Source organism: Streptomyces sp. NPDC052064, from assembly GCF_055585925.1.
In genome coordinates this window covers 95,524-118,026 of sequence record NZ_JBVJJE010000010.1, presented here as the reverse complement: position 1 = coordinate 118,026, position 22,503 = coordinate 95,524, and the positions used below count along the sequence as shown (strand labels likewise).

The 22,503-nt window shown below is 72.2% G+C and carries 17 protein-coding genes; 9 read left to right on the top strand and 8 right to left on the bottom strand.

The genetic code is table 11. The annotated features are described in order from the left end of the window. Positions 1-109 precede the first annotated feature (109 nt). Both ACZ6TU_RS26550 and ACZ6TU_RS26545 read right to left on the bottom strand, forming a co-directional pair. A complete protein-coding gene (locus ACZ6TU_RS26550; protein ID WP_467676080.1) occupies positions 110-1,891 on the bottom strand; it encodes an ABC transporter ATP-binding protein in 1,782 nt (593 codons plus the stop codon). Next, a complete protein-coding gene (locus ACZ6TU_RS26545) occupies positions 1,888-3,756 on the bottom strand; it encodes an ABC transporter ATP-binding protein (protein ID WP_469551553.1) in 1,869 nt (622 codons plus the stop codon). The genes ACZ6TU_RS26550 and ACZ6TU_RS26545 overlap by 4 nt, the downstream gene beginning before the upstream one ends. Before the next feature lie 198 nt (positions 3,757-3,954). Here ACZ6TU_RS26545 and ACZ6TU_RS26540 point away from each other — a divergent pair, with 198 nt between their 5' ends. Both ACZ6TU_RS26540 and ACZ6TU_RS26535 read left to right on the top strand, forming a co-directional pair. Next, positions 3,955-5,565, top strand: a complete 1,611-nt coding sequence (locus ACZ6TU_RS26540) for a peptide-N4-asparagine amidase (protein WP_469551550.1) — start codon at positions 3,955-3,957, stop codon at positions 5,563-5,565. 175 nt (positions 5,566-5,740) lie between these two features. After that, positions 5,741-7,147 carry a cation:dicarboxylate symporter family transporter gene (locus tag ACZ6TU_RS26535; protein ID WP_469551547.1) on the top strand — a complete coding sequence of 469 codons (1,407 nt, stop codon included), beginning with the start codon at positions 5,741-5,743 and terminating at the stop codon, positions 7,145-7,147. A gap of 75 nt (positions 7,148-7,222) precedes the next feature. Here the strand turns inward: ACZ6TU_RS26535 and ACZ6TU_RS26530 are convergent, their stop codons facing one another. Next, positions 7,223-7,672 carry a MarR family winged helix-turn-helix transcriptional regulator gene (locus ACZ6TU_RS26530; RefSeq protein WP_467676072.1) on the bottom strand — a complete coding sequence of 150 codons (450 nt, stop codon included), beginning with the start codon at positions 7,670-7,672 and terminating at the stop codon, positions 7,223-7,225. Between the two features lie 99 nt (positions 7,673-7,771). Here ACZ6TU_RS26530 and ACZ6TU_RS26525 point away from each other — a divergent pair, with 99 nt between their 5' ends. Continuing rightward, positions 7,772-9,574 carry an ABC transporter ATP-binding protein gene (locus ACZ6TU_RS26525; RefSeq protein WP_469551542.1) on the top strand — a complete coding sequence of 601 codons (1,803 nt, stop codon included), beginning with the start codon at positions 7,772-7,774 and terminating at the stop codon, positions 9,572-9,574. A gap of 43 nt (positions 9,575-9,617) precedes the next feature. Next, positions 9,618-10,463 carry an endolytic transglycosylase MltG gene (gene mltG, locus ACZ6TU_RS26520; RefSeq protein WP_469551539.1) on the top strand — a complete coding sequence of 282 codons (846 nt, stop codon included), beginning with the start codon at positions 9,618-9,620 and terminating at the stop codon, positions 10,461-10,463. Positions 10,464-10,581: 118 nt separating this feature from the next. Here mltG and ACZ6TU_RS26515 read toward each other — a convergent pair whose 3' ends face one another. The 5 genes from ACZ6TU_RS26515 to ACZ6TU_RS26495 form a co-directional block, all read right to left on the bottom strand. Next, positions 10,582-11,697: an NAD(P)-binding domain-containing protein gene (locus ACZ6TU_RS26515; protein ID WP_469551537.1), complete on the bottom strand. Its 1,116-nt coding sequence runs from the start codon at positions 11,695-11,697 to the stop codon at positions 10,582-10,584. A gap of 58 nt (positions 11,698-11,755) precedes the next feature. Next, a complete protein-coding gene (locus ACZ6TU_RS26510; protein ID WP_467676065.1) occupies positions 11,756-12,781 on the bottom strand; it encodes an ABC transporter substrate-binding protein in 1,026 nt (341 codons plus the stop codon). A gap of 60 nt (positions 12,782-12,841) precedes the next feature. Further along, a complete protein-coding gene (locus ACZ6TU_RS26505; protein WP_467676063.1) occupies positions 12,842-13,582 on the bottom strand; it encodes an ABC transporter ATP-binding protein in 741 nt (246 codons plus the stop codon). Further along, complete coding sequence (locus ACZ6TU_RS26500; protein ID WP_469551534.1) at positions 13,555-14,424, bottom strand: ABC transporter permease; 870 nt, start codon at positions 14,422-14,424, stop codon at positions 13,555-13,557. The genes ACZ6TU_RS26505 and ACZ6TU_RS26500 overlap by 28 nt, the downstream gene beginning before the upstream one ends. Positions 14,425-14,554: 130 nt before the next feature. Further along, a complete protein-coding gene (locus tag ACZ6TU_RS26495; protein ID WP_349817350.1) occupies positions 14,555-14,638 on the bottom strand; it encodes a putative leader peptide in 84 nt (27 codons plus the stop codon). Positions 14,639-14,760: 122 nt separating this feature from the next. Here ACZ6TU_RS26495 and ACZ6TU_RS26490 point away from each other — a divergent pair, with 122 nt between their 5' ends. The 5 genes from ACZ6TU_RS26490 to ACZ6TU_RS26470 all read left to right on the top strand — a co-directional run bounded on the left by ACZ6TU_RS26490 (position 14,761) and on the right by ACZ6TU_RS26470 (position 22,351). Next, positions 14,761-15,183, top strand: coding sequence for a secondary thiamine-phosphate synthase enzyme YjbQ (locus ACZ6TU_RS26490; RefSeq protein WP_469551532.1), 423 nt, complete (start codon positions 14,761-14,763; stop codon positions 15,181-15,183). 145 nt (positions 15,184-15,328) lie between these two features. Beyond that, positions 15,329-18,316, top strand: a complete 2,988-nt coding sequence (locus ACZ6TU_RS26485; protein WP_469551530.1) for a SpoIIE family protein phosphatase — start codon at positions 15,329-15,331, stop codon at positions 18,314-18,316. Between the two features lie 67 nt (positions 18,317-18,383). Next, positions 18,384-20,015 carry a sugar ABC transporter ATP-binding protein gene (locus tag ACZ6TU_RS26480; protein ID WP_467676055.1) on the top strand — a complete coding sequence of 544 codons (1,632 nt, stop codon included), beginning with the start codon at positions 18,384-18,386 and terminating at the stop codon, positions 20,013-20,015. Then, positions 20,012-21,139, top strand: a complete 1,128-nt coding sequence (locus ACZ6TU_RS26475; RefSeq protein WP_467676053.1) for an ABC transporter permease — start codon at positions 20,012-20,014, stop codon at positions 21,137-21,139. The genes ACZ6TU_RS26480 and ACZ6TU_RS26475 overlap by 4 nt, the downstream gene beginning before the upstream one ends. 48 nt (positions 21,140-21,187) lie before the next feature. Beyond that, positions 21,188-22,351, top strand: coding sequence for a substrate-binding domain-containing protein (locus tag ACZ6TU_RS26470; RefSeq protein WP_467676051.1), 1,164 nt, complete (start codon positions 21,188-21,190; stop codon positions 22,349-22,351). Positions 22,352-22,503: the final 152 nt, after the last annotated feature.

The following is a 22,503-nucleotide window of genomic DNA, read 5'->3' as shown; positions in this document are numbered from 1 at the left end:
GTTCCCGGGCGGTCCCCCGAGCCGGTGCCTGATTCCAGCCTTCCACCCCGCCTCGGGACCGCGCAACGCCACGGACCCGACGACTCCACCGCCCCGAGCCCACGCCCCCTCACCCGTGCCACGACCGCCACAACGCCGCATATGCCCCGTCCGCCGCCACCAGTTCCTCGTGGCTGCCCAGCTCGCTGATGCGGCCGTTCTCGACGACGGCGATGACGTCCGCGTCGTGGGCGGTGTGGAGGCGGTGGGCGATGGCGACGACGGTGCGGCCGTCGAGGACCTTGGCCAGAGATCGTTCCAGGTGACGGGCGGCGCGCGGGTCGAGCAGGGACGTCGCCTCGTCCAGGACCAGGGTGTGCGGGTCCGCCAGCACCAGGCGGGCCAGGGCGATCTGCTGGGCCTGGGCGGGGGTGAGTGTCAGGCCGCCCGAGCCGACCTCGGTGTCCAGGCCGTCGTCGAGCGTCCGGGCCCAGCCGTCCGCGTCGACCGCGCCCAGCGCGGCCCACAGCTCGGCGTCGCCGGCGCCCGTCCGGGCGAGCCGGAGGTTGTCGCGCAGGGAGCCCACGAAGACGTGGTGCTCCTGGTTGACGAGGGCGACGTGGGCACGGACGCGTTCGGCCGGCATCCGGGACAGCTCGGCGCTGCCCAGGGTGATCCGGCCGTCCCGGGGAGCGTAGATCCCGGCGAGCAACCGGCCCAGCGTCGACTTGCCCGCTCCCGAGGGGCCGACCAGGGCCAGCCGGGTGCCGGGGGAGACCTCCAGGGACACCTTGCGCAGGACGTCCACGCCCTCCAGATAGCCGAAGTGCACCCGGTCTGCGTGCACATGGCGTCCGTCGGGGGCCACGGAAGGGTCGCCGGCGTCCGGCTCGATGTCCCGGACCCCGACGAGCCGGGCCAACGACACCTGGGCGACCTGGAGCTCGTCGTACCAGCGCAGGATCATGCCCACCGGGTCGACGAGCATCTGGGCGATCAGCGCGCCCGTCGTGAGCTGGCCGACGTCGATCCAGCCGTGCAGGGCGAACACGCCGCCGACCAGGAGGACCGAGGCGAGCACGGTGACGTGGGTGACGTTGACGACCGGGAAGAGCACCGACCGGAGCCACAACGTGTAGCGCTCCCAGGCCGTCCACTCCCGGATCCGGCGCTCCGACAGCGCGACGCGCCGGTCGCCTAGGCGGTGCGCCTCGACGGTGCGCCCGGCGTCCACGGTCTCGGCGAGCGCGGCGGCCACGGCGGCGTACCCGGCTGCCTCCGAGCGGTAGGCGGCCGGCGCCCGCCGGAAGTACCAGCGGCAGCCGACGATCAGCAGCGGCAGGGCGAGCAGCACGGCGAGCGCCAGTGGCGGCGCCGTGACGATCAGCCCGCCCATCAGCAGCACCACCCACACCACGCCGATCGACAGCTGAGGTACGGCCTCGCGCATGGCGTTGGCCAGCCGGTCGATGTCCGTGGTGATCCGGGACAGCAGATCGCCGGTCCCGGCCCGCTCCAGCACGCCGGGCGGCAGCCCGACCGACCGTACGAGGAAGTCCTCGCGCAGGTCGGCCAGCATCCGCTCGCCGAGCATCGCGCCACGCAGCCGCACCTGGCGGACGAACAGGGCCTGGACGGCCAGCGCCGCCACGAACAGCCCCGCGGTGAGTTCCAGCCGCAGGTCCCGAGCCCCGTCGGACACCCGCTCCACGACTCCGCCCAGCAGCCACGGACCGGCCATCGAGGCGACGACGGCGACCGTGTTGACGCCGACGAGCAGCAGGAACGCGCGGCGGTGTCGGCGCAGCAGCTCGGCCACATAGGCGCGGACGGTCGTGGGGGCACCGACCGGCAGGGTGTTCGCCGTCGTCGGGGCCGCCGGGTCGTACGCCGGTGGCGCCACGCCGATCATGCCTTCTCCTCGATCTCTTCCAGTTCTTGCAGTACGTCGCGTTCTTGCGGTACGTCGCGTTCTTGCGGTACGTCGCGTTCTTGTAGTACGTCGTCGAGCACTACCCCGCCGGACTGCTCGGGCAGGGCGGTCTCCTCGTCGGTCTCGCGGGTGACGACCGCCCGGTAGCGGGACTCGGTGTGGACCAGGTCGCGGTGGGTGCCGGTCGCCGCGACCTCGCCGTCGTGCAGGAACACGACCCGGTCGGCGCGGTCCAGCAGCAGCGGCGAGGAGGTGAACACCACGGTCGTGCGCCCCGCGCGCAACTCCCGCACACCCTGCGCGATCCGTGCCTCGGTGTGCGAGTCGACGGCCGAGGTCGGCTCGTCCAGGACGAGCACCTCCGGGTCGGTGATCAGCGACCGGGCGAGCGCGAGCCGCTGGCGCTGCCCGCCGGACAGGGACCGGCCGCGTTCGGTGATCCGGGCGTCCATGGGGTCGGCGGCGTCCACCGAGCCCTGCACCAGTGCCGCCAGCACGTCGTCGCACTGCGCGGCGGCCAGGGCCCCCCGCGGTTCGACAGCGCCCGACGCGGGTACGTCGAGCAGTTCGCGCAGCGAGCCGGACAGCAGCACCGGGTCCTTGTCCTGGACGAGGACGGCCGTACGGGCACAGTCCAGCGGGAGTTCGTCGAGCGGCACGCCGCCCAGCAGCACCGAGGTGCCCTCCTGCGGCGGGTGCCCGCCCAGCCGTTCCGCCAGCCGGCCCGCCGCGTCCGGGTCGCCGCACACCACGGCGGTGAGCCGGCCGGCCTCCGCGAGCAGCCCGGTGTCCGGGTCGTACAGGTCTCCGGACGGGAGCTCGGCCCCGCGCGACCCGGCGGTGTCCGTGGCCCGCTCCAGCGCCAGCACGCCCGCGGCCCGTTTGGCGGACGGCCGGGAGAAGGAGTACGCCATGGCGATTTCCTCGAAGTGCCGCAGCGGATAGGTGAGGACCATCACCGAGCTGTAGACGGTGACCAGTTCGCCGACGGTGATCCGGCCCTGGCGCGCCAGGTGCACGCCGTACCAGACGACGGTGATGAGGAGCAGCCCCGGCAGCAGGACCTGGATCGCGGAGATCAGGGACCACATCCGGGCGCTGCGCACCGCCGCGTGCCGGACCTCCTGGGAGGCGCGGCGGTAGCGGTCGAGGAACAGTTCCTCACCGCCGATGCCGCGCAGCACGCGCAGACCGGCGACGGTGTCCGAGGCGAGTTCGGTGGCGCGTCCGGCCTTCTCGCGCTGCACGTCGGCGCGCCGGGTGGCGCGGGGCAGCAGGGGCAGCACGGCGAGTGCCAGCACGGGAAGGCCCACGGCGACGACCACGCCGAGCGCGGGCTGGTAGACGAGCAGGGCGGCGCAGACCAGCACGATGGTGACCAGAGCGGCGGTGAACCGCGACCAGGCCTCCACGAACCAGCCGATCTTCTCGACGTCACCCGTGGAGACCGCCACGACTTCACCGGCCGCGACGCGCCGGGTCAGCGCCGGGCCCAACCGGGCGGCCTTGCGGGCGAGCAGTTGCTGGACGCGGGCGGCCGCCGTGATCCAGTTGGTGACGGCGGTGCGGTGCAGGAAGGTGTCGCCGACCGCGTTGCCGACGCAGGCCAGCGCCAGCAGGCCGCCCGCCAGGGCGAGGTGCCCGCCGTTGCGGTCGACGACGGCCTGTACGGCGACACCGACGCAGAACGGCAGCGCGGCGACGGAGGCGAAGTGCAGCAGCCCCCAGGCCAGCGACTTGAGCTGCCCGCCCAGCTGATTCCGGAAGAGCCACCACAGGAATCGGGGACCCGAACGCGCGTCAGGCACGCCCGGGTCGGGGTACGGAAGGTCTTGAATCTGCATGACGTCCCAGTGGCTCGTGTCAGGGGGGATGGGGTTCGGCCGACGGCAACAAACCGTGACAGGTTCGCCTCGCCACGTGGTCGGAGGCAACCGGTTTTCGACGCACCGAACGGAACCGGCCGACAGGGGTGGGAACAGGGCGGCTCGGCGGGCCGGTGCTCATTGCGGAGGTGACGGACTGCCCGTAGAACACCGCCCATGAAGAGACGGATCGCCATGTCCATGCTTGCCGGAGCGACCCTCCTTGCGAGCACCCTCCTCGGGACCGGTCCCGCCCGTGCGGCCGATGTCCCCGCCGAGTTCGGCACCGACTGGCACGACCCGGTCACGGCCGCCCCGGCCGTCACGAAGCCCGGCGGAAAGTCCTGTGAAGTCACCGTCGCCCAGGCGCAGTTCCGCGACTTCACCCCGTACCGGGGCTCGTACACGCCGCCCGGCGACTGCGGCGGTCGCTGGAGCCAGGTGGTGCTGCGGCTCGACGGCAAGGTCAAAGGGCGCCAGTACGACCGGCTCGGCTACCTGCATGTCGGCGGGGTCGAGATCTTCCGTACGTCGACACCGCAGCCCTCGCCCGACGGCATCGAGTGGTCGGTGGAGAAGGACGTCACCCGCTACAGCGACACCTTCCGCAGCCGCCAGGACGTCGAGATGCTCATCGGGAACGTCGTCGACGACACCTACACGGGTGTCCTCGACGTCAAGGTCACGCTGACGTTCTACCAAGGCCGCGTCGAGGGCAAGAGCACCCCCGACCGGGTCCTCACCCTCGGCCGGGGCACCGACGGCGCGACCACCCTCACGACCCCGCGCAACAGCGAACGCGTCATCGCCGAGGTGTACGCCACCGGCTCCGGCGGCGGCTGTGAGGAGTACTGGTACCTGACGGTGCCCGACCCGGCGCCGTACTCCTGCAAGGCGGGCCAAGGCCCCTACCGCGAGGTGCGGATCAGCGTGGACGGCCGGCTCGCGGGCACCGCCGCACCGTTCCCCACCGTGTGGACCGGCGGCTGGTCCAACCCGTTCCTCTGGTACGTGATCCCGGGCCCGCGCGCCTTCGACATCAAGCCGATCACCTACGACCTCACCCCCTTCGCCGGGCTCCTCAACGACGGCCGACCGCACCGGGTCGAGGTCTCGGTCGTCGGCGTGCCCGAGGGGCAGACCGGCTGGAGCACGCCCGTGAACGTCCTCGTCTGGCAGGACGAGCTGCGTGCCCACGTTCCCGGAAAGCTGACCGTGCACAAGGTGGGCGACCGCGCCGACTCCTCGGTGTACACGCCCGGTTCGGAGCACCGGGTCGACACCGAGGGTGCCCACCGGCTGACCGTCGCCGGATACGTCGACACCTCGCACGGCCGCGTCACGACCACCGTCGGCCGTTCGCTCGCCCACACCTCCGAGCACCGCTGGACGGACGGCGAGACGACCGACGCCCTCACGGCCGCCTGGTCCGACGACGAGTCGGTGACCGTCGACGGACGCGGGCCGGACCACACCACCCGCACCCACCGCACTTACACGATGGACGGCACGACCACCCTCGGCGCGGGCGACCGGCTGCGCACCGTGCTGACCCTCGGCGACCGCGCCTCGGTCGTCGAGACGCGCGGTGGCCGACGTACGGCGTGGTCACGGCTCGACGACTCCTACACGGGCGACGCCACGTACACGGCGAACGTGCCCCGCGACCAGCGGCACGCGGTCGGCGTGACGAGTGAGCGCTACCGGCTGTACGGCTCGCACGGCTGCCACGACCGCACGCTGACCACCGTGCAGGGGATGCTCACGGGGGACCGCCGTCGTTGCTGAGGGGGTCTGCGTGACGCATGTGACCTGTGTCACTTAGGACGCTTTTACTTGGCTGAAACGTTGCGGTCTTGTGCGCGATCAAGACAACCTCCAGAGTGTACGGCTACGGAAGCCGCTTTCCGTATCGCAGAAGTCCCCTCCGGCCTCTGTGTGTCCCGTTCCCCTAGGAGGCCCCGTGCCACCGTCCGTACCGTCCCTACCGCGGCGCGTCGCACGCACCCTGCGTACCTCACTCTTCGCGCAGGTACTCTGCGCGCTCGTCCTCGGAATCGTCGTCGGGAAGCTGTGGCCGGATACGGCCACAGCTTTCCAGCCGCTCGGCGACGGATTCACCCGGCTCATCAAGACGGTCATCTCGCCCCTGGTGTTCTGCGTGGTCGTCGTCGGCATCGCCAAGGCCGGTGACCTCAAGGCGTTCGGCCGGATCGGGGTCAAGGCCCTCATCTGGTTCGAGGTCGCCTCCACCGCCGCCCTGGTCATCGGTCTCGTCGCCGCCAACGTCGTCGGGCCCGGCAAGGGCATGAACGTCGACCCGTCCTCGCTGAACGCCGCCGCGGTGGACCAGTCGACGGGCGGTGGTCAGCTGCCCTCGACGACCGAGTTCGTCCTCAACGCGCTGCCCGAGAGCTTCGTCGGCGCCTTCGCCGAGAACGAACTGCTCCAAGTCCTCATCCTGGCCTGCCTGGTGGGCGCCGCCCTGCTGCATCTCGGGCACACCAAGGTGCCGAAGATCCTGCCCGCCATTGACCAGGCCCAGGACGTGATCTTCACGGTCGTCGGGTTCATCATGCGACTCGCCCCGCTCGCGGTGTTCGGCGCGATGGCCCACCTGGTCGGCAACTACGGGCTGGGCGTGATGGAGACGTACGCCAAGCTCATCGTGCTCTGCTACGTGGCGGCCGCGCTGTTCGTCGTGCTGCTCGCCGTCGCCCTGCGGGTGGTGACCGGGCTCAGCCTCTGGAAGTTCCTCCGCTACATCCGCGAGGAGATGCTGCTCGCGCTCGGCACCGCGTCCACCGAGTCGGTCATGCCGCGTGTGATGCAGAAGCTGCGCCGGGCCGGTGCCCGCGACGACGCCGTGGGTCTGGTGCTGCCCACGGGCTACTCCTTCAACCTCGACGGCGCCTCGCTCTACCTGTCCATCGGCACGCTGTTCATCGCCCAGGCCGTGGGCGTGGATCTGAGCCTGAGTCAGCAGATCACCGTGGTCCTGGTGCTGATGCTGACCAGCAAGGGCATGGCGGGCATCCCCGGCTCGGCGTTCCTCGCCCTGTCCGCGACCGCCTCGTCCCTCGGCGCCATCCCGGCCGGAGCCGTCGCCCTGCTGCTCGGCGTGGACCGCATCATGGACTCGATGCGCGTCGTCACCAACCTGCTCGGCAACTGCGTCGCCGTGTTCGCGGTGTCCCGCTGGGAGGGTGCGCTGGACATCGATCGGGCCAAGAGGACGCTCGACGGGGAGGACACGTCCGCACCGGACGACGGTGTCGAGGGCGACGGCGGCACGAGCGTCGGTGCCGAACCCCTGGCCCCGGGCATCCCCACTCAGAAGCCCAAGGAACCCGCCCCCGACGCCAGTTGACCCGAAGCGAACGGGCCGCGGCCACCGCTCCAGCAGGACGAGCGGCGGCCGCGGCCCGTTAGGCGTTCCAGGCCCTCAGCAAGGCCGAACCGGCGCCCCGTCGATCAGTGTGTTCAGCAACCCCCCGAGCGCCTCGCGCTGGTCCTCCGTCAGCGGCGCGAGGATCTCCTCCGCGGCCGACCTGCGCGCCGCCCGCAGCTCGCGCAGTGCCCCCTGGCCGTCGTCCGTGAGCTCGATGCGGATCACCCGCCGGTTCGCCGGATCCGGGACCCGCCGCACCTTGCCGCTTGCCTCCAGGCCGTCGACCAGCGTGGTCACGGCCCGCGGCACCACCTCCAGGCGCTCGGCCAGGTCGGCCATGCGTGGTGGTGAACCCCAGTGCGCGAGGGTGCGCAGCAGCCGGGACTGGGCCGGTGTGATGCCGAGGTCGCTGTGCTCCAGATGGCGCTTCTGGATGCGGTGCACCCGGCGGGTGAGCCGCAGCAACTGCTCGGCGAGCAGGCCGTCGGAGTCGGGGGAGGTCATACGGGAACAATATCAGGATGACGTTCATTGTGAGTATAGGTAACAATGAGCTACGATCCGATCCCTCGCCCCGCCCGTATCGCCCTCTCGAAGGAGCCCATGCATCCCGACCATGAAGCCTCCTGGAGCGCACCCGCCGACGCGAAGGAACAGCCCCGGCAGGTACGCCGCATCCTCAGGCTCTTCCGCCCCTACCGGGGCCGCCTCGCGATCGTCGGCCTGCTGGTCGGCGCCGCGTCGCTGGTCTCGGTCGCCACGCCCTTCCTGCTCAAAGAGATCCTCGACGTCGCGATCCCCGAGGGGCGCACGGGCCTCCTCAGCCTGCTCGCCCTGGGCATGATCCTCAGCGCCGTCCTCACCAGCGTCTTCGGCGTCCTCCAGACGCTGATCTCCACGACGGTCGGCCAGCGCGTCATGCACGACCTGCGCACCGCCGTCTACGGCCGGCTCCAGCGCATGTCCCTCGCGTTCTTCACGCGCACGCGCACGGGCGAGGTGCAGTCCCGCATCGCCAACGACATCGGCGGCATGCAGGCCACCGTCACCTCCACCGCCACGTCCCTGGTCTCCAACCTCACCAGCGTCATCGCCACGATCGTCGCGATGATCGCCCTCGACTGGCGCCTGACCGTCGTCTCGATGCTGTTGCTTCCGGTGTTCGTGTGGATCAGCCGTCGTGTCGGCAATGAACGCCGGAAGATCACCACCCAGCGCCAGAAGCAGATGGCCGCCATGGCCGCCACGGTCACCGAGTCGCTCTCCGTCAGCGGCATCCTGCTCGGCCGTACGATGGGCCGCTCCGACTCGCTGACGAAGTCCTTCTCCGCGGAGTCCGAGGAACTCGTCGACCTCGAAGTGCGGTCGAACATGGCCGGCCGCTGGCGCATGGCCGTCATCACGATCGTCATGGCCGCCCTGCCCGCCGTCATCTACTGGACCGCCGGCATGGCCCTCCAGCTGGGCGGCCCCGAGGTCTCCATCGGCACGATCGTCGCCTTCGTCTCGCTCCAGCAGGGCCTGTTCCGCCCGGCCGTGAGCCTGCTGTCGACCGGAGTGCAGATCCAGACCTCGCTCGCCCTCTTCCAGCGCATCTTCGAATACCTCGACCTGCCGATCGACATCACCGAGCGCGCGGACCCGGTCCGCCTCGACCGGGTCAAGGGCGAGGTCCGCTTCGAGGACGTCTCCTTCGGTTACGACGACAAGGGCGGCCCGGTCCTCGACGGCATCGAACTCACCGTCCCGGCCGGCGGGAGCCTCGCGATCGTCGGACCCACCGGCGCCGGCAAGTCCACGCTCGGCTACCTGGTGCCCCGCCTCTACGACGTGACGGGCGGCCGCGTCACCCTCGACGGGGTCGACGTCCGCGACCTCGACTTCGGCACCCTGGCGCGCGCGGTCGGCGTCGTCTCGCAGGAGACGTACCTCTTCCACGCCTCGGTCGCCGACAACCTGCGCTTCGCCAAGCCCGACGCCACCGACGAGGAGCTGTACCAGGCGGCGAAGGCGGCACAGATCCACGACCACATCGCGTCCCTGCCCGACGGCTACGACACCGTCGTCGGCGAGCGCGGCCACCGCTTCTCCGGCGGCGAGAAGCAGCGCCTGGCCATCGCCCGCACGATCCTGCGCGACCCGCCGGTCCTCATCCTCGACGAGGCCACCAGCGCCCTGGACACCCGGACGGAGGCCGCCGTGCAGGACGCCATCGACGCGCTGTCGGCCGACCGCACCACGCTCACCATCGCCCACCGGCTGTCCACCGTCCGGGGCGCCGACCAGATCGTGGTCCTCGACTCGGGGCGCGCGGTCGAACTCGGCACGCACGAGGAACTGCTGGAGCGGCACGGCCGGTACGCGGCGCTCGTACGCCGGGACGCCCAACTGGAACCGACAAGATGAAAATATGCCGGGTTTATGACGATATGCGGGTTACCGTGCCCGCATGCAGAAGAACACTCCGCCACGGAGCACGATTCGACTGACGTACCGGGGCCGTATCGCCCTCGTCGCGACCGGAGCCGTCGTGGTGGGCACCGCCGTGGCGGTGCCGCTGCTGACCCTGGCGCCCGAGGAGGACAGCCGGCCCACGACCCTGGTGATCCCGGAGGGCCGGCGCGCGAGCCAGGTCTACGCCGCCGTCGACAAGGCCCTCGCCCTGCCCGCGGGCAGCACGAAGAAGTCCGTGGCGAAGGCCGCCCTCAAACTGCCGAACGACGCCGAGGGCAACCCGGAGGGCTACCTCTTCCCGGCGACCTATCCGCTCCAGGAGAAGACGACTCCGGAGAAGCTCCTGGCACTGATGGTCGACACCGCGAACGAGAAGTTCAACGGTGCTCCCATCGCCGCGGGGGCGCAGCGCAACGCCATGAACGTCTACCAGGCCGTCACCATCGCGAGCATCGTCCAGGCGGAGTCAGCCACCAGGGCCGACATGGGCAAGGTCGCCCGGGTGGTGTTCAACCGCCTCGAACGCGGCATGCCGCTCCAGATGGACTCCACCATCAACTACGCACTGGGCCGCTCCCCCCGGCGGACGACGGCGAGTGACACGCGGATCGACAGCCCCTACAACTCGTACCAGCGCATGGGGCTGCCACCCACGCCGATCGACAACCCCGGCGAGGGGGCCATGCGCGCCGCCATCAACCCGCCCCCGGGCGATTGGCTGTACTTCGTCACGGTCAGGCCGGGCGACACCCGCTTCACCGCCGACTACAGCGAACACCAGCGCAACCTCGCCGCGTTCAACGCCCGCCGGAAGAGCAGCGCCGCGCGGGCGGCCGGGTGACTCGGTCGGCGACTTGAGGTGACGGTGACCCGTGCGGGGGCGGGTGTTCCAGCGGGTGGCGCGCAGGGCCGGGCGGCCCGGCCGGTGGCGCCTCGACGGCCGGGGGCCCGGCCCTGTGTCACGCGGCGACCGGCTCCCGCGCCAGCAGCCGCCTGATGTCCCGTACGGCCGCGCGGCCGGCGCGGTTGGCGCCGATGGTGCTGGCCGACGGGCCGTAGCCGACGAGATGGACGCGGGGGTCGGCGGCCGCGTGCGTGCCCTCCATGCGGATGCCACCGCCCGGGGCGCGCAGCCGTAGCGGGGCGAGATGGTCGATGGCGGGGCGGAAGCCGGTGGCCCAGAGGATGACGTCGGCGTCGGCGTGCCGGCCACCCCCGAGCTCTCGGCTTCGCTCGAGCAGGGGGGACCCCCTTTTCCACTCCACCCCCGTGGGCGTGATGCGGTCGAACATCGGCTGCCGGTCGAGCACCCCGTCCTCGATGCCCTGCCGGATCGCGTCGTTGAGCGGCAGCCCGGTGACCGAGACGACACTCCTGGGCGGCAGCCCCTGCCGTACCCGTTCCTCGACGAGCGCGACGGCCGCCCGGCCCGCTTCCTCGTCGAAGGGGCCCGCACGGAAGACGGGCGGACGCCGGGTCACCCACGTGGTGGCGGCCGCGTACGAGGCGATCTCCAGCAGATGCTGCGTGCCCGAGGCGCCACCGCCCACCACGACGATCCGCTGCCCGGCGAACTCCTCCGGCCCGGGGTACTGCGCGGTGTGCAACTGCCGCCCCCGGAAGGTCTCCTGGCCCGGATAGCGCGGCCAGAACGGCCGGTCCCAGGTGCCGGTCGCGTTGATCAGCGCCCGCGTCGACCACACGCCCTCCGAGGTCTCCACCGACAGCCGCCCGCCGGGCCCCTCGCGCACGGCCCGCACGTCGACGGGGCGGCGCACCCGCAGGTCGAAGGTCCGCTCGTACCGGTCGAAGTAGTCGCTGATCACCTCGGCGGACGGCCGGGCCGGATCCGCGTCCTCGAGCTCCATCCCCGGCAGCGCGTGCATCCCGTGCACCTTGCCGTACGTCAGCGACGGCCACCGGAACTGCCAGGCGCCGCCAGGACCGGGGGAGTGGTCCAGCACGACGAAGTCGCGGTCCGGCTCGAAACCGGATCGCCGCAGGTGATAGGCGCCGGCCAGACCGGCCTGACCGGCGCCTATGACGACTGCTGCGACCTCGCGTGTGTTGTTCACGCTTCTGCCAACCGTGCCGGGATCGTGGATCTTCCCGGACTGACGGAGGTGGCGGGTTCTAGCCTTCCGAGGGCCGGACCGCGGTCGTCGACGGCGGCAGGTCGCCGTTGAACCGGGTGTCGGTGAAGCCGGCGAAGTCGACCTTGCGCGGGATCAGCTTCAACGCCGTGAACGTGTCGGCGATCTCCTGCTCGGAGGCGATCAGCGGCTTGTCGACGGCGACCGCGATCCGGGTCGTGTAGGTGCGCTTCACCGCCGCCAGCGCCACGTCCTCGGGGAGCCCGGTCTCCTTCGCCCAGACCTTCGCCCACTCCTCCTCGTGGTCGTACACCCACCTGTAGGCGCGCCGCAGCCGCTCCAGGTAGTCCTTGACGGCGGCGGCCTTCTTCTTGTCCTTCAGCGCGTCCGGTGCCGCGACCTGGAAGGTGAGCCCGTTGGTCACGCCGTCGCCGTCGGTCAGGACCCGGCCCTGCCTGGCCTTCAGCACCTGCGAGGTGTACGGGTCCCACACCGCCCAGGCGTCGACCTTGCCGGCGGTGAACGCGGCGAGCGCGTCGGCCGGCTGGAGGTACTTGACCTTGATGTCGCTCAGTTTCAGCCCGGCCTTCTTCAGGGACGCGACCAGCTGGTAGTGCGCCGACGAACCCTGCGCGACGGCCACCGACCGGCCCTTGAGCTGCTCGGGACTCTTCAGGGACGAGCCGTTCGGGACGAGGATGGTGTCACCCTTGGACGTGCCGTGCCAGGCGGCCACGACCTTGATCTTCGAGCCCGCTCCGGCCGCGAAGACCGGCGGGGTGTTGCCGACGCCGCCGATGTCGACGGCCCCCGCGTTGACGGCCTCCAGCAGGGGTGGCCCGGAGGTGAACGTGGACCACTTGATCTTGTAGTCGAGGTTCTTCAGTTCCCCGGCGGCCCGCAGGATGGCCTCCGAACCGCCCTTCTGGTCACCGACGTCGATCGTGACGGAGCCATGGCCGTCGGTGCCGCCGTCCGGCGTGCTGGCGGCCGAGTTCCCGCCGCAGGCGGTGAGCAGCAGGGCGAGGGGGAGGAGCAGGGCGGCGGGGGCGAGGCGTCGTCGCATGGCGGTTCCGTTCGTGTGGGTCGTGCGTGTGGTCGTACGTCTGGCGCGTATGCGGAAGGGTCAGGCGGCTTCGGCGGCCGTCGCCTCGACACCGAGGCGTTCGAGGAGGCCGGCGCGCAGTGCGGCGAAGCGCGGGTCGGTGATGTCGCGGGGACGGTCGAGGTCGATGCGCTGCTCGTGGGCGATGACGCCGCCGTCCATCACCAGGACGCGGTCGGCGAGGAGCACGGCCTCCTCCACGTCGTGGGTGACGAGGAGCACCGCGCAGCCCCGGCGCTGCCACAACTCGCCCACGAGCCGCTGGGCCTTGATGCGGGTGAGGGCGTCCAGCGCGCCGAACGGCTCGTCGAGCAGCAGCAGATCCGGCTCGCGCACCAACGCCCGTGCGAGCGAGGCGCGTTGGGCCTCGCCGCCGGAGAGGGTCTTGGGCCAGGCGTGCGAGCGGTGGCCGAGGCCGACCTCGTCGAGGGCCTGCTCGGCGACGGCGCGTTCGGGCTTGCCGGGCAGGCCGAGCAGGACGTTGCGCCACACCTTCTTCCACGGCATCAGCCGGGGCGCCTGGAAGGCGACGGCCTTGCGGCGCGGCACCAGCACGGTGCCCTCGATGTCGCGGTCGAGCCCGGCGAGGATGCGCAGCAGCGTCGACTTGCCGCAGCCGCTGCGGCCGAGAAGGGCCACGAACTCGCCCGGCCGGACGTCCAGTCGCAGGTCGTCGATGACGGCGCGGCCGTCGAAGGAACGGGTGAGTCCCTCGACGTGGACCGCCTGGGGGATCACCGGCCGGTGAACGTCGGTCGCCATTGCAGCAGTGCCTTTTCGAGAGAGCGGACGATGAAGTCGGCGAGCAGACCGAGGAAGGCGTAGACGACCAGGCAGACCACGATCACGTCGGTCCGCAGGAAGTCCCGCGCCTGCACCATGAGGAATCCGATGCCGGAGTCCGCGTTGACCTGCTCGGCGAAGACCAGCGCGAGCCAGGCGATGCCGAGCGAGTAGCGCAGACCGGTCATGGCGTTGGGCAGCGCGCCCGGAAGGACGACGTGCCGGACGAGTCCCCAGCGCGACAGCCCGAGGGACTCCCCGGCCTCGATCAACTGGGCGTCCACGCCCCGGATGCCGGCGTAGACGTTGAGGTAGAGCGGGAAGGTCACGCCGAGCGTGATGATGGCGACCTTGGGGGCCTCGCCGATGCCGAACCAGATGATGAACAGCGGGATGAGACCGACGAACGGCACGGTCCGCAGCATCTGCACGGGCGCGTCCACCAGGTCCTCGCCGATCCGGAACAGGCCCGAGAGCAGGGCGAGTCCGGTGCCGATGACCAGGCCGAGCAGCAGCCCGGCCGCGACCCGCTGGAGCGAGGTGCCCATGGCCGCGGGCAGCGAACCGTCGGCCACCATGTCCCCGGCGACCTGGGTGATACGGCCGGGCGAGGCGAGCACATCCGGCTGCAACGCGCCCGTGCCGCTGAGGAGTTGCCACAACGCCAGCAGCAGGACGGGGCCGGTGGTACGGCGCAGCCAGCGGGGGACGCGGGTGCGGCGGGAGGAGGTGGGGACGAGGGGCTGGAGATCGAGGTCGTGAGCCGATATAGGCGAAATATCGGGTTCTGATGACGTGGGCGGGGCATGGCTGATGCTCATGAAGGCTCCACGGGGAGAGCGAGGGCGGGAAGAGGCGCGCCTCGCCGCCGCCGCACCCGCGAGAGCGGGGGTGCTCAGCGGGCAGGCGGAACCAGGGCGAGGGAACCGGAAAGTGAGGAGAGGGAGGGCGTCAGCAGCCGCGGCGACACGCGGCGGAGGCCACCCGCAGCAGGTCGATGTGACCGCGCGTGGTGAGCAGGGCTGAACGCAACATGCGGCTGAATCTAGCCAGGTGGCATGCGCACGGTCAACGGGCGTCTCGTCCAGTGGACGCCTGTACCGCCACCCGGGCGGGGGTGGCCGGGTGCAACCCGGTGAGTGCGTCAGGATGGGGGCATGTCAGATGTCTTCACCACCCGAGTTCTGAACGTCAGCACCGGTTCCACGGAGAGGGTCGTCGACATCACCGGCGACTGCGAGTCCTTCCTGCGGGAGGCGGCGGCCGGGCGTGACGGCCTCCTCAACGTCTTCGTCCCGCATGCGACGGCCGGAATCGCCGTTCTCGAGACCGGCGCCGGCAGTGACGACGACCTCCTTGCCGCACTGCACACCCTGCTGCCCGCCGACGACCGCTGGCAGCACCGGCACGGCAGTCCCGGCCACGGTCGCGACCACGTCCTGCCGGCCCTCGTCCCACCGCACGCGACCCTGCCGGTGCTGGGCGGCCGGCTGGAGCTCGGGACGTGGCAGTCGGTGTGCCTCGTGGACACGAACAGGGACAATCCCGAGCGCAAGGTGCGGTTGAGTTTCCTGGGGTGAGCGTGGTCCGCCGGGCCGGAGCCGTCCCGTGCGGTGCCCGAACGGATCTGGCGCACCGTGACGCCTGCCCCTAATGCCCGTATCCTCAACAATGCCAGATTCTCTTCCGAGCAGCGGATGATCGCGGGCGCAAGCGAGGCGAAGCGTGGTTCGGTCCGGCGAGGAACCCAAGCAGGCGGGGCGTGCGACTGACCGCACGGGACCCGCCCGGATTCGCGAGCGGTTTCTCCAGGGCGAGCCGATCGACGCGGGTGTACGGACGTCCATCCTGAACTCGTGGCAGCGCTCCCGGTCCCTGGGTCTGTCGCCGGACCAGACCGACCTCCCCTACCGGGAGGACTTCGACCCGGGGGGCCGTATCGTCCGCGCGGCCGTGCCCGTGCTCGACCGGCTCCAGGACGCGTTCTCCGGCAGCCAGGTCAACATCTCGGTCGCCGACGCGAACGGGACGGTCCTGCTGCGCCGCTTCGGGGACCCGGCGATGGCCAGGAGGCTCCCGGCGATCCAGCGGGTCCCGGGATTCGTCTTCGCCGAGCAGGTCGCCGGCACCAACGGCATCGGCCTCGCCCTGGCGGAGCGGCAGCTCATCCGCGTCTACGGTGCCGAGCACTTCGCGGAACGCTCCCAGGGCAGCGCCTGCGTCGCGATGCCCGTCCGTGACCCGCTCAGCGGACGCATCGAGGGCGTCCTGTGCTTCGGCTATCCGCGCGGTTTCGAGCAGCCCGCGCTGAGCGCGGCGATCCGCCGGGCGGCCGAGAACATCGAACGGCGGCTGCTGGGGCAGAGCTCCGCGCACGAGCGCGCCCTGCTGCGGACGTACTGGGCCACCGCGGGCGAGGCCAGCCTGCACCACGGCGTCGCCCTGGACGCACTGGCCGACGATCTCCACCCCCGTGACCAGGCGATCCTGAGGGAGAGGGCCGCCGAGCTGATCTCCCGCGGGCAACAGGCCGCCGTCGACGTGACCCTGCCCGGCGGCCGGCGGGTGACGCTTGTGAGCCGCCCGATGACCAGCGCCTCCGGGGTGCGGGGCTTCGCCATCGAGGCCGTGCTGTCCGGTGCCTCGGCGGGGGAGTCCCTCGTCCTCCCGCACCAGGCCAACGAGCTGCCGGACCTCGCCGCCCTCTCGACCGCCCCACGGCCCGCACGACCGTCGATCATCCTGCCGCCCGGGCACCTCGCTGCCGCGGCTGTTCCGGCCGTCGCGCCCGGCGGTGAGCGGGGGGCCGTGGAGTCCGGTGTCACCGTCGCGGCCGACGGTGGCAGGGGCGCTGCGGGCGGCGGAGGGGACTCTGCCGGCGGTGAGCGGGGGGCCGTGGAGTCCGGTGTCGCCGCCACGGCCGACGGCGACAGCGGTGCTGCGGACGGCGGCAGGGGTCCGGCCGACGGCGGCAGGGGCGCAGTGGAGGACCGCCTCGGCTCCCCGTTCCCGGCCCGGGGGCTCGTGATGGTGGGGGAGCCGCACGTCGGGGCCTACGCCCTGGCCGCGCGCCGGCGCCTGGAGCTGCTGTCCGAGGCCAGCGCCCGCATCGGCACCACCCTGGACGTGCGCCGCACCGCCGAGGAGCTGGCCGAGACGGCGGTCCCGCGCCTGGCCGACTTCGTCACCATCGACCTGCCGGATGCCGTCCTGCGCGGCGAGGAGTCCGCCGACCCCCTCGCAGACCTGCGCCGCACGGTGCTGCACGGCGTCCGCGAGGGTCTGCCCTTCACGCCGCCCGGCAAGCGCATCGACTTTGGCCCGACCGCGCCCCAGCTGCGCTGCCTGACCAGGGGCGAGGCGGTGCTGGAACCGGACCTGAAGGCCGCCGCGGGCTGGCTCGCCCAGGACCCCCAGCACACCGCACGCCTGCTCGCCCACGTCCACTCCCTCATCGCGGTGCCCCTGCTCGCGCGCGGTGTCGTCCTGGGCATCGCCAGCTTCTACCGCGCGGGGAGCTCCTTCGGGGACGACGACCGTTCGCTGGCCCAGGAACTCGCCAGCCGCGCGGCCCTGTCCATCGACAACGCCCGCCGCTACACCCACGAACGCACCATGGTCCTGGCCCTCCAGCGCAGGCTCCTCCCGCACGGGCTGGCCGACCAGGACGCCGTCGAGGTCGCCCACCGCTATCTGCCCGCCGAGTCCGACGTGGGCGGGGACTGGTACGACGTCATCCCGCTCTCCGGCGCCCGCGTCGGGCTCCTCGTCGGCGACGTCGTCGGGCACGGCATGCTCTCCGCGGCCACCATGGGCCGGCTGCGCACGGCCGCACGCAGCTTCGCCGAGCTCGACTTCTCCCCGGACGAGGTCCTCACCCACCTGGACAACCTCGTGGGCCGTCTGGACCGGGAGGACCCCGACGGCAAGGGCGCCGGGGTCATCGGCGCGACCTGTCTGTACGCCGTCTACGACCCGACCGTGCAGCGGTGCCTCATGGCGCGCGCCGGCCACCCGCCGCCCGCACTCGTCCGCCCCGACGGCAGCGTGTCCTATCCGGACCTCCCGGCCGGGCCCCCGCTTGGTCTCGGGGGCCTGCCCTTCGACACCGTCGAGATCGACGTCCCCGAGGGCAGTCAGCTGGTGCTCTACACCGACGGACTCATCGAGGACCGGCACCGCGACGTGGACGTGGTCCTGGAGCAGTTGCGCGTGGCCCTGGCCCATCCGGATCGTGCACCGGAGGAGACCTGCCAGGCGGTCCTGGACACCGTGGCGCCCGCGCACCCGCACGACGACATCGCCCTGCTCGTGGCCCGCGTCCACGCCCTGGACCCCGACCGGATCGCCGGCTGGGAGCTGCCTGCCGACCCGGCGCTCGTCGCCGAGGTCCGGGCCTCCGCCACGCGCCGCCTGTCCGACTGGGGGCTCGACGAGACCGCGTTCGCCGCGGAGCTGATCCTCAGCGAGCTGATCACCAACGCCGTCCGGCACGGCACCGGGCCCATCCGGGTCCGGCTGCTGTACGGACGCACCCTGATCTGCGAGGTCTCCGACGCCAGCAACACCGCCCCCCATCTGCGCCGGGCGGCCAGCACCGACGAGGGCGGACGCGGCCTGTTCCTCGTCGCGCAGCTCTCGCAGAGCTGGGGCACGCGCTACCTCCCTGAGGGCAAGGTCATCTGGGCCGAATGCGGGCTCGACGCCGCGTGACGCGTCCGCCGACCCGCGTGGGAGCCACAGCGGCCGAAAGGTGCCCGAAATGATGTAATTTGATCGGGTGTGCGACGCTCCTGAGACGCCGGTGAAGGCGGCTTCACCCTTCGGGCCGGAGCCCTTGCTCCGTATCCGCGGGCTCGGCAAGCGGTTCGGCGGGACCGTCGCGCTGGCCGGGGTCGACCTCGACGTCCACGCCGGCAGCGTGCTCGCCCTCCTCGGGCCCAACGGCGCCGGCAAGTCCACGCTCATCAAGGTCCTCGCTGGCGTCCACCCCGCCGACGCCGGACAGATCACCGTGGACGGCGAGCCCCTCGGCAGCCCTGCCGCGTCGCGGAGCATGTCGTTCATCCACCAGGACCTCGGTCTCGTGGAGTGGATGACGGTCGCCGAGAACATCGCCCTGACCACCGGATACGCCCGCCGGGCCGGGCTGATCTCCTGGCGGCGCACCCGCGAGCGCTGCGTCGGCGCGCTGCGGATCGTCGCCGGGCACCTCGACCCCGACGCGCCGGTCTCCCGGCTCGCACCGGCCGAGCGCTCGCTCGTCGCGATCGCCAGGGCCCTGGCGGCCCGCGCGAAGCTCATCGTCCTCGACGAGCCGACCGCCCGCCTGCCCGCCGCGGACAGCGCCCGGCTCTTCGGCGTCCTGCACGACCTGCGCGACCGCGGCCACGCCATCCTCTACGTCAGCCACCGCCTGGACGAGGTCTACCAGGTCGCCGACACCTTCGCCGTACTGCGCGACGGCCGCCTCGTCAGCGACGGCCGGCTCGCGGGCCACAGCCCCGCCCGCCTGGTCCACGACATCGTCGGCGAGGAGGACGAACGGCCTGCCACCCGCCCCACCCGGACCTCACCTGCCGCCCCCTCCGCCGGCACTCCGGCCACCGATCACGCCGCCACTCCGGCCGCCGCCCGCCCGGCCACAACCCCGGCAGCCACACCACCCGTCCTGACCCTCGACTCCGTGCACACCCCCCTGGCCGGACCGGTCAGCCTGGAACTGGCTGCCGGAGAGGTCCTCGGCCTGGTCGGCCTCTCGGATGCCGGTCACACGGACCTGGGACGTGCCCTCGCCGGGGCCCGGCCCCTTCTCGGCGGGCGGGCCGTACTCCACGGGCAGCCCTATCACCCCCGCACGGTCGCGGAGGCCGTCGCTCTCGGCGTCGGCTTCGTGCCGGGTGACCGGCTGCGGGAGGGCTGTCTCGCCGAGCTGACCGTGCGGGAGAACCTCCTGGCCAATCCCCGCGCGGGAGGCCGGCCGGCGCCGCGCTGGCTCGGTCCCCGCCGCGAACGTGCCCAGGCCGCCGCCCTGATCGACCGGTTCTCGGTGCGCCCCCGCGACAGCGAGGCCCCCATCGCCACCCTCTCCGGCGGGAACCAGCAGAAAGTCATGATCGGCCGCTGGCTGCGGACGGAGCTGCGGCTGCTGATCCTCGAGGAGCCGACCGCGAGCGTGGACATCGGCGCCAAGGCCGCGATCCACCGCCTGCTCGACGAGGGGCTGTCGGCGGGCCTCGCGGTCCTGCTCCTGTCCACCGACTTCGAGGAGGTCGCGAGCGTGTGCGGGCGCACCCTGGTCTTCGTCCGCGGGTCCGTGACGGCCGAGCTGAGCGGCGGCGCCCTCACCGTAACCGGACTCACCCGGGCGGCCTCGGCCGTGCCCCCGCCCACGGCCGCGACGAACCCATGACCGAACCGCCCTCCCCCTCCTCGCCCCCACCACGACGGCGCCGACCGGGCGGACCGGCCCGCCCCGGGCGTCTGCGCGCCCCCGGCGGACACCACATCGGCGCCTACGGCCTGCTCGCCCTCACCGCCCTGCTCTACCTGGTCTTCTCCCTCGCCCTGCCGGACACCTTCCCCACCCTGGACACCGTCGACTCGATCCTGTCCACCCAGTCGATCCCGGCCGTCCTCGCGCTGGCCGCCATGGTGCCCATCGTCACCGGCGCGTTCGACCTCTCCATCGGCTACGGCCTCGGGCTGGCCCACGTCATGGTGATGCAGCTCGTCGTCGACGGGGGCTGGCCCTGGCCGCTGGCCTGTCTCACCGTGCTCGCCGGAGGGCTGGCCGTCGGCGTCCTCAACGGCGTCATCGTCGTGTTCGGCCGGATCGACTCCTTCATCGCCACCCTCGGTACCGGCAGCATGATGTATGCCGTGACCGGCTGGATCACCGACGGCAGCCGGATCGTCCCCGGTCCGCAGGGCCTCCCGCCCGCGTTCACCGACCTCTACGACTCCGCGTTCCTCGGCCTGCCGGTCCCCGCCTTCTACGTGCTCGCCCTCGCGGGCGTCCTCTGGCTGGTGCTGGAGCGACTGCCGCTCGGCCGGTACCTGTACGTCGTCGGATCGAATCCGCGCGCGGCCGACCTCGTCGGCATCCCGACCCGCACCTACACCGTCTACGCGTTCGCCGCCTCGGGGCTGATCGTCGGTTTCGCGGGTGTGCTGCTCGCGGCCCAGCAGCAGATCGGCAACCCGAGCGTCGGCCTGGACTACCTGCTGCCCGCCTTCGTCGGCGCCCTGCTCGGCTCCACGGCGGTCAAACCCGGCCGGCCCAACGCCCTCGGCACCCTCGTCGCCGTCGCCGTCCTGGCTGTCGGCCTCACCGGCATCGCCCAGCTGGGCGCCGACTTCTGGACGGTGCCGCTGTTCCATGGCGGCACCCTGCTCATCGCCGTGGGCCTGGCCGGATACGCCGCCCGCCGCCGGTTGCGCGGCGGCGCCGCGGCCCGCGACACACCCGCCGCGCCACCTCCGCCACCGTCCTCCCCGCCACCGGAGGGCGGCACGGCAGGCACACCCCGCTGACCCCTCGGCACGTCCCGTCGCGCCGATCCCCTCACAGGAGCGTCCCCCGTGCACCACAACCGCAAGGCCGCCCCCGGAGCCCGCACCGCGCGGCTCGCCTGCTGCGCCCTGCTGGCGGCGGCGACCGCCCTCGTCGGCTGCGAACGCGGTTCGTCGGACGGCGCGGACGAGACCACGACGGGCCCGAGCGGCTGCCCCGACGTCCACGCCAGGGCCCAGGCCGCCGTCGCCCGGGCGGAGCGGACCGACACTCCCTGGGGCGGACCCACCAGCGGCCCGGAGGCGGTGTCCGGCAAGACCATCGTCTACGTCGCCCAGACCATGACCAACCCCGGCGTCGCGGGCGCCGCGAACGGGGTGCGGGAAGCCGCGCGGGTCATCGGGTGGAACGTCCGGGTGATCGACGGCGGAGGCACCCCGGCCGGCATCCAGGCGGCCATGAGCGAGGCCGTGGCCCTCAGGCCCTCGGGCATCGTCATCGGCGGCTTCGACCCCGACTCGACGGCACAGCATGTCGCCAGGGCCAACGCGCAGCGCATCCCGCTCATCGGCTGGCACGCGGTCCCCGAGCCCGGCCCCAGCCGGCAGCCCGACCTCTTCACCAACGTCACCACCCGCGTCCAGGACGTGGCCCGCATCAGCGCGCAGTGGATCATCTCCGATTCGGACGGCCGCGCCGGGGTCGTGCTCATCACCGACGCGTCGATCCCCTTCGCCAGGAACAAGTCCGACCTGATCAGGAAGGAACTCGCCGGCTGCCGCGGAGTGCGGCTGCTCTCCGTCGAGAACATCCCGATCCCGGACGCGAGCAGCCGCACCCCGCGGGAGATCTCCTCGCTGCTCTCCCGGTTCCGGGACCGGTGGACCCACTCCGTCGCCATCAACGACCTGTACTTCGCCGACGCCGCCCCCGCCTTCCGCGCGGCCGGCGAGAAGGGCTCGGGGCCGCCCTACAACATCGGCGCGGGCGACGGCGACCCGTCGGCCTTCCAGCGCATCAACAGCAGGCAGTACCAGGCCGCCACCGTGCCCGAACCGCTGTCCCTCCAGGGCTGGCAGATCGTCGACGAGTTCAACCGCGCCTTCTCCGGCCGCCCGGCCAGCGGGTACACGGCCCCCGTCCACATCGCGACGGCCGGTAACAGCGAAGGCGCCACGGCGTGGGATCCGTCGGGCTACCGGGAGGCGTATCGGAAGATCTGGGGGAAGTGACGTCCGGTCAGGGTGCCGATCTCTTCACGGAACATGCACGGAACCTCGGGATTCCTTTAATTTTCAAGCGCTAATCTCACCGTCAGTCGAGTGGCCGCCGGGGGTCGATCCGAGCGGGGCCCGTTCCGCGGCGGCACTCGCACCCCCCACCA

What these genes read in the sequence shown, in the direction of transcription:
- ACZ6TU_RS26490 (WP_469551532.1), top strand. Translation starts at nt 14,761, where the DNA reads ATGTCAGATGTCTTCACCACCCGAGTTCTGAACGTCAGCACCGGTTCC.
- mltG (WP_469551539.1), top strand. Translation starts at nt 9,618, where the DNA reads ATGCAGAAGAACACTCCGCCACGGAGCACGATTCGACTGACGTACCGG.
- ACZ6TU_RS26540 (WP_469551550.1), top strand. Translation starts at nt 3,955, where the DNA reads ATGAAGAGACGGATCGCCATGTCCATGCTTGCCGGAGCGACCCTCCTT.
- ACZ6TU_RS26500 (WP_469551534.1), bottom strand. Translation starts at nt 14,424, where the DNA reads ATGAGCATCAGCCATGCCCCGCCCACGTCATCAGAACCCGATATTTCG.
- ACZ6TU_RS26495 (WP_349817350.1), bottom strand. Translation starts at nt 14,638, where the DNA reads ATGTTGCGTTCAGCCCTGCTCACCACGCGCGGTCACATCGACCTGCTG.
- ACZ6TU_RS26530 (WP_467676072.1), bottom strand. Translation starts at nt 7,672, where the DNA reads ATGACCTCCCCCGACTCCGACGGCCTGCTCGCCGAGCAGTTGCTGCGG.
- ACZ6TU_RS26475 (WP_467676053.1), top strand. Translation starts at nt 20,012, where the DNA reads ATGACCGAACCGCCCTCCCCCTCCTCGCCCCCACCACGACGGCGCCGA.
- ACZ6TU_RS26525 (WP_469551542.1), top strand. Translation starts at nt 7,772, where the DNA reads ATGCATCCCGACCATGAAGCCTCCTGGAGCGCACCCGCCGACGCGAAG.
- ACZ6TU_RS26545 (WP_469551553.1), bottom strand. Translation starts at nt 3,756, where the DNA reads ATGCAGATTCAAGACCTTCCGTACCCCGACCCGGGCGTGCCTGACGCG.
- ACZ6TU_RS26550 (WP_467676080.1), bottom strand. Translation starts at nt 1,891, where the DNA reads ATGATCGGCGTGGCGCCACCGGCGTACGACCCGGCGGCCCCGACGACG.
- ACZ6TU_RS26505 (WP_467676063.1), bottom strand. Translation starts at nt 13,582, where the DNA reads ATGGCGACCGACGTTCACCGGCCGGTGATCCCCCAGGCGGTCCACGTC.
- ACZ6TU_RS26510 (WP_467676065.1), bottom strand. Translation starts at nt 12,781, where the DNA reads ATGCGACGACGCCTCGCCCCCGCCGCCCTGCTCCTCCCCCTCGCCCTG.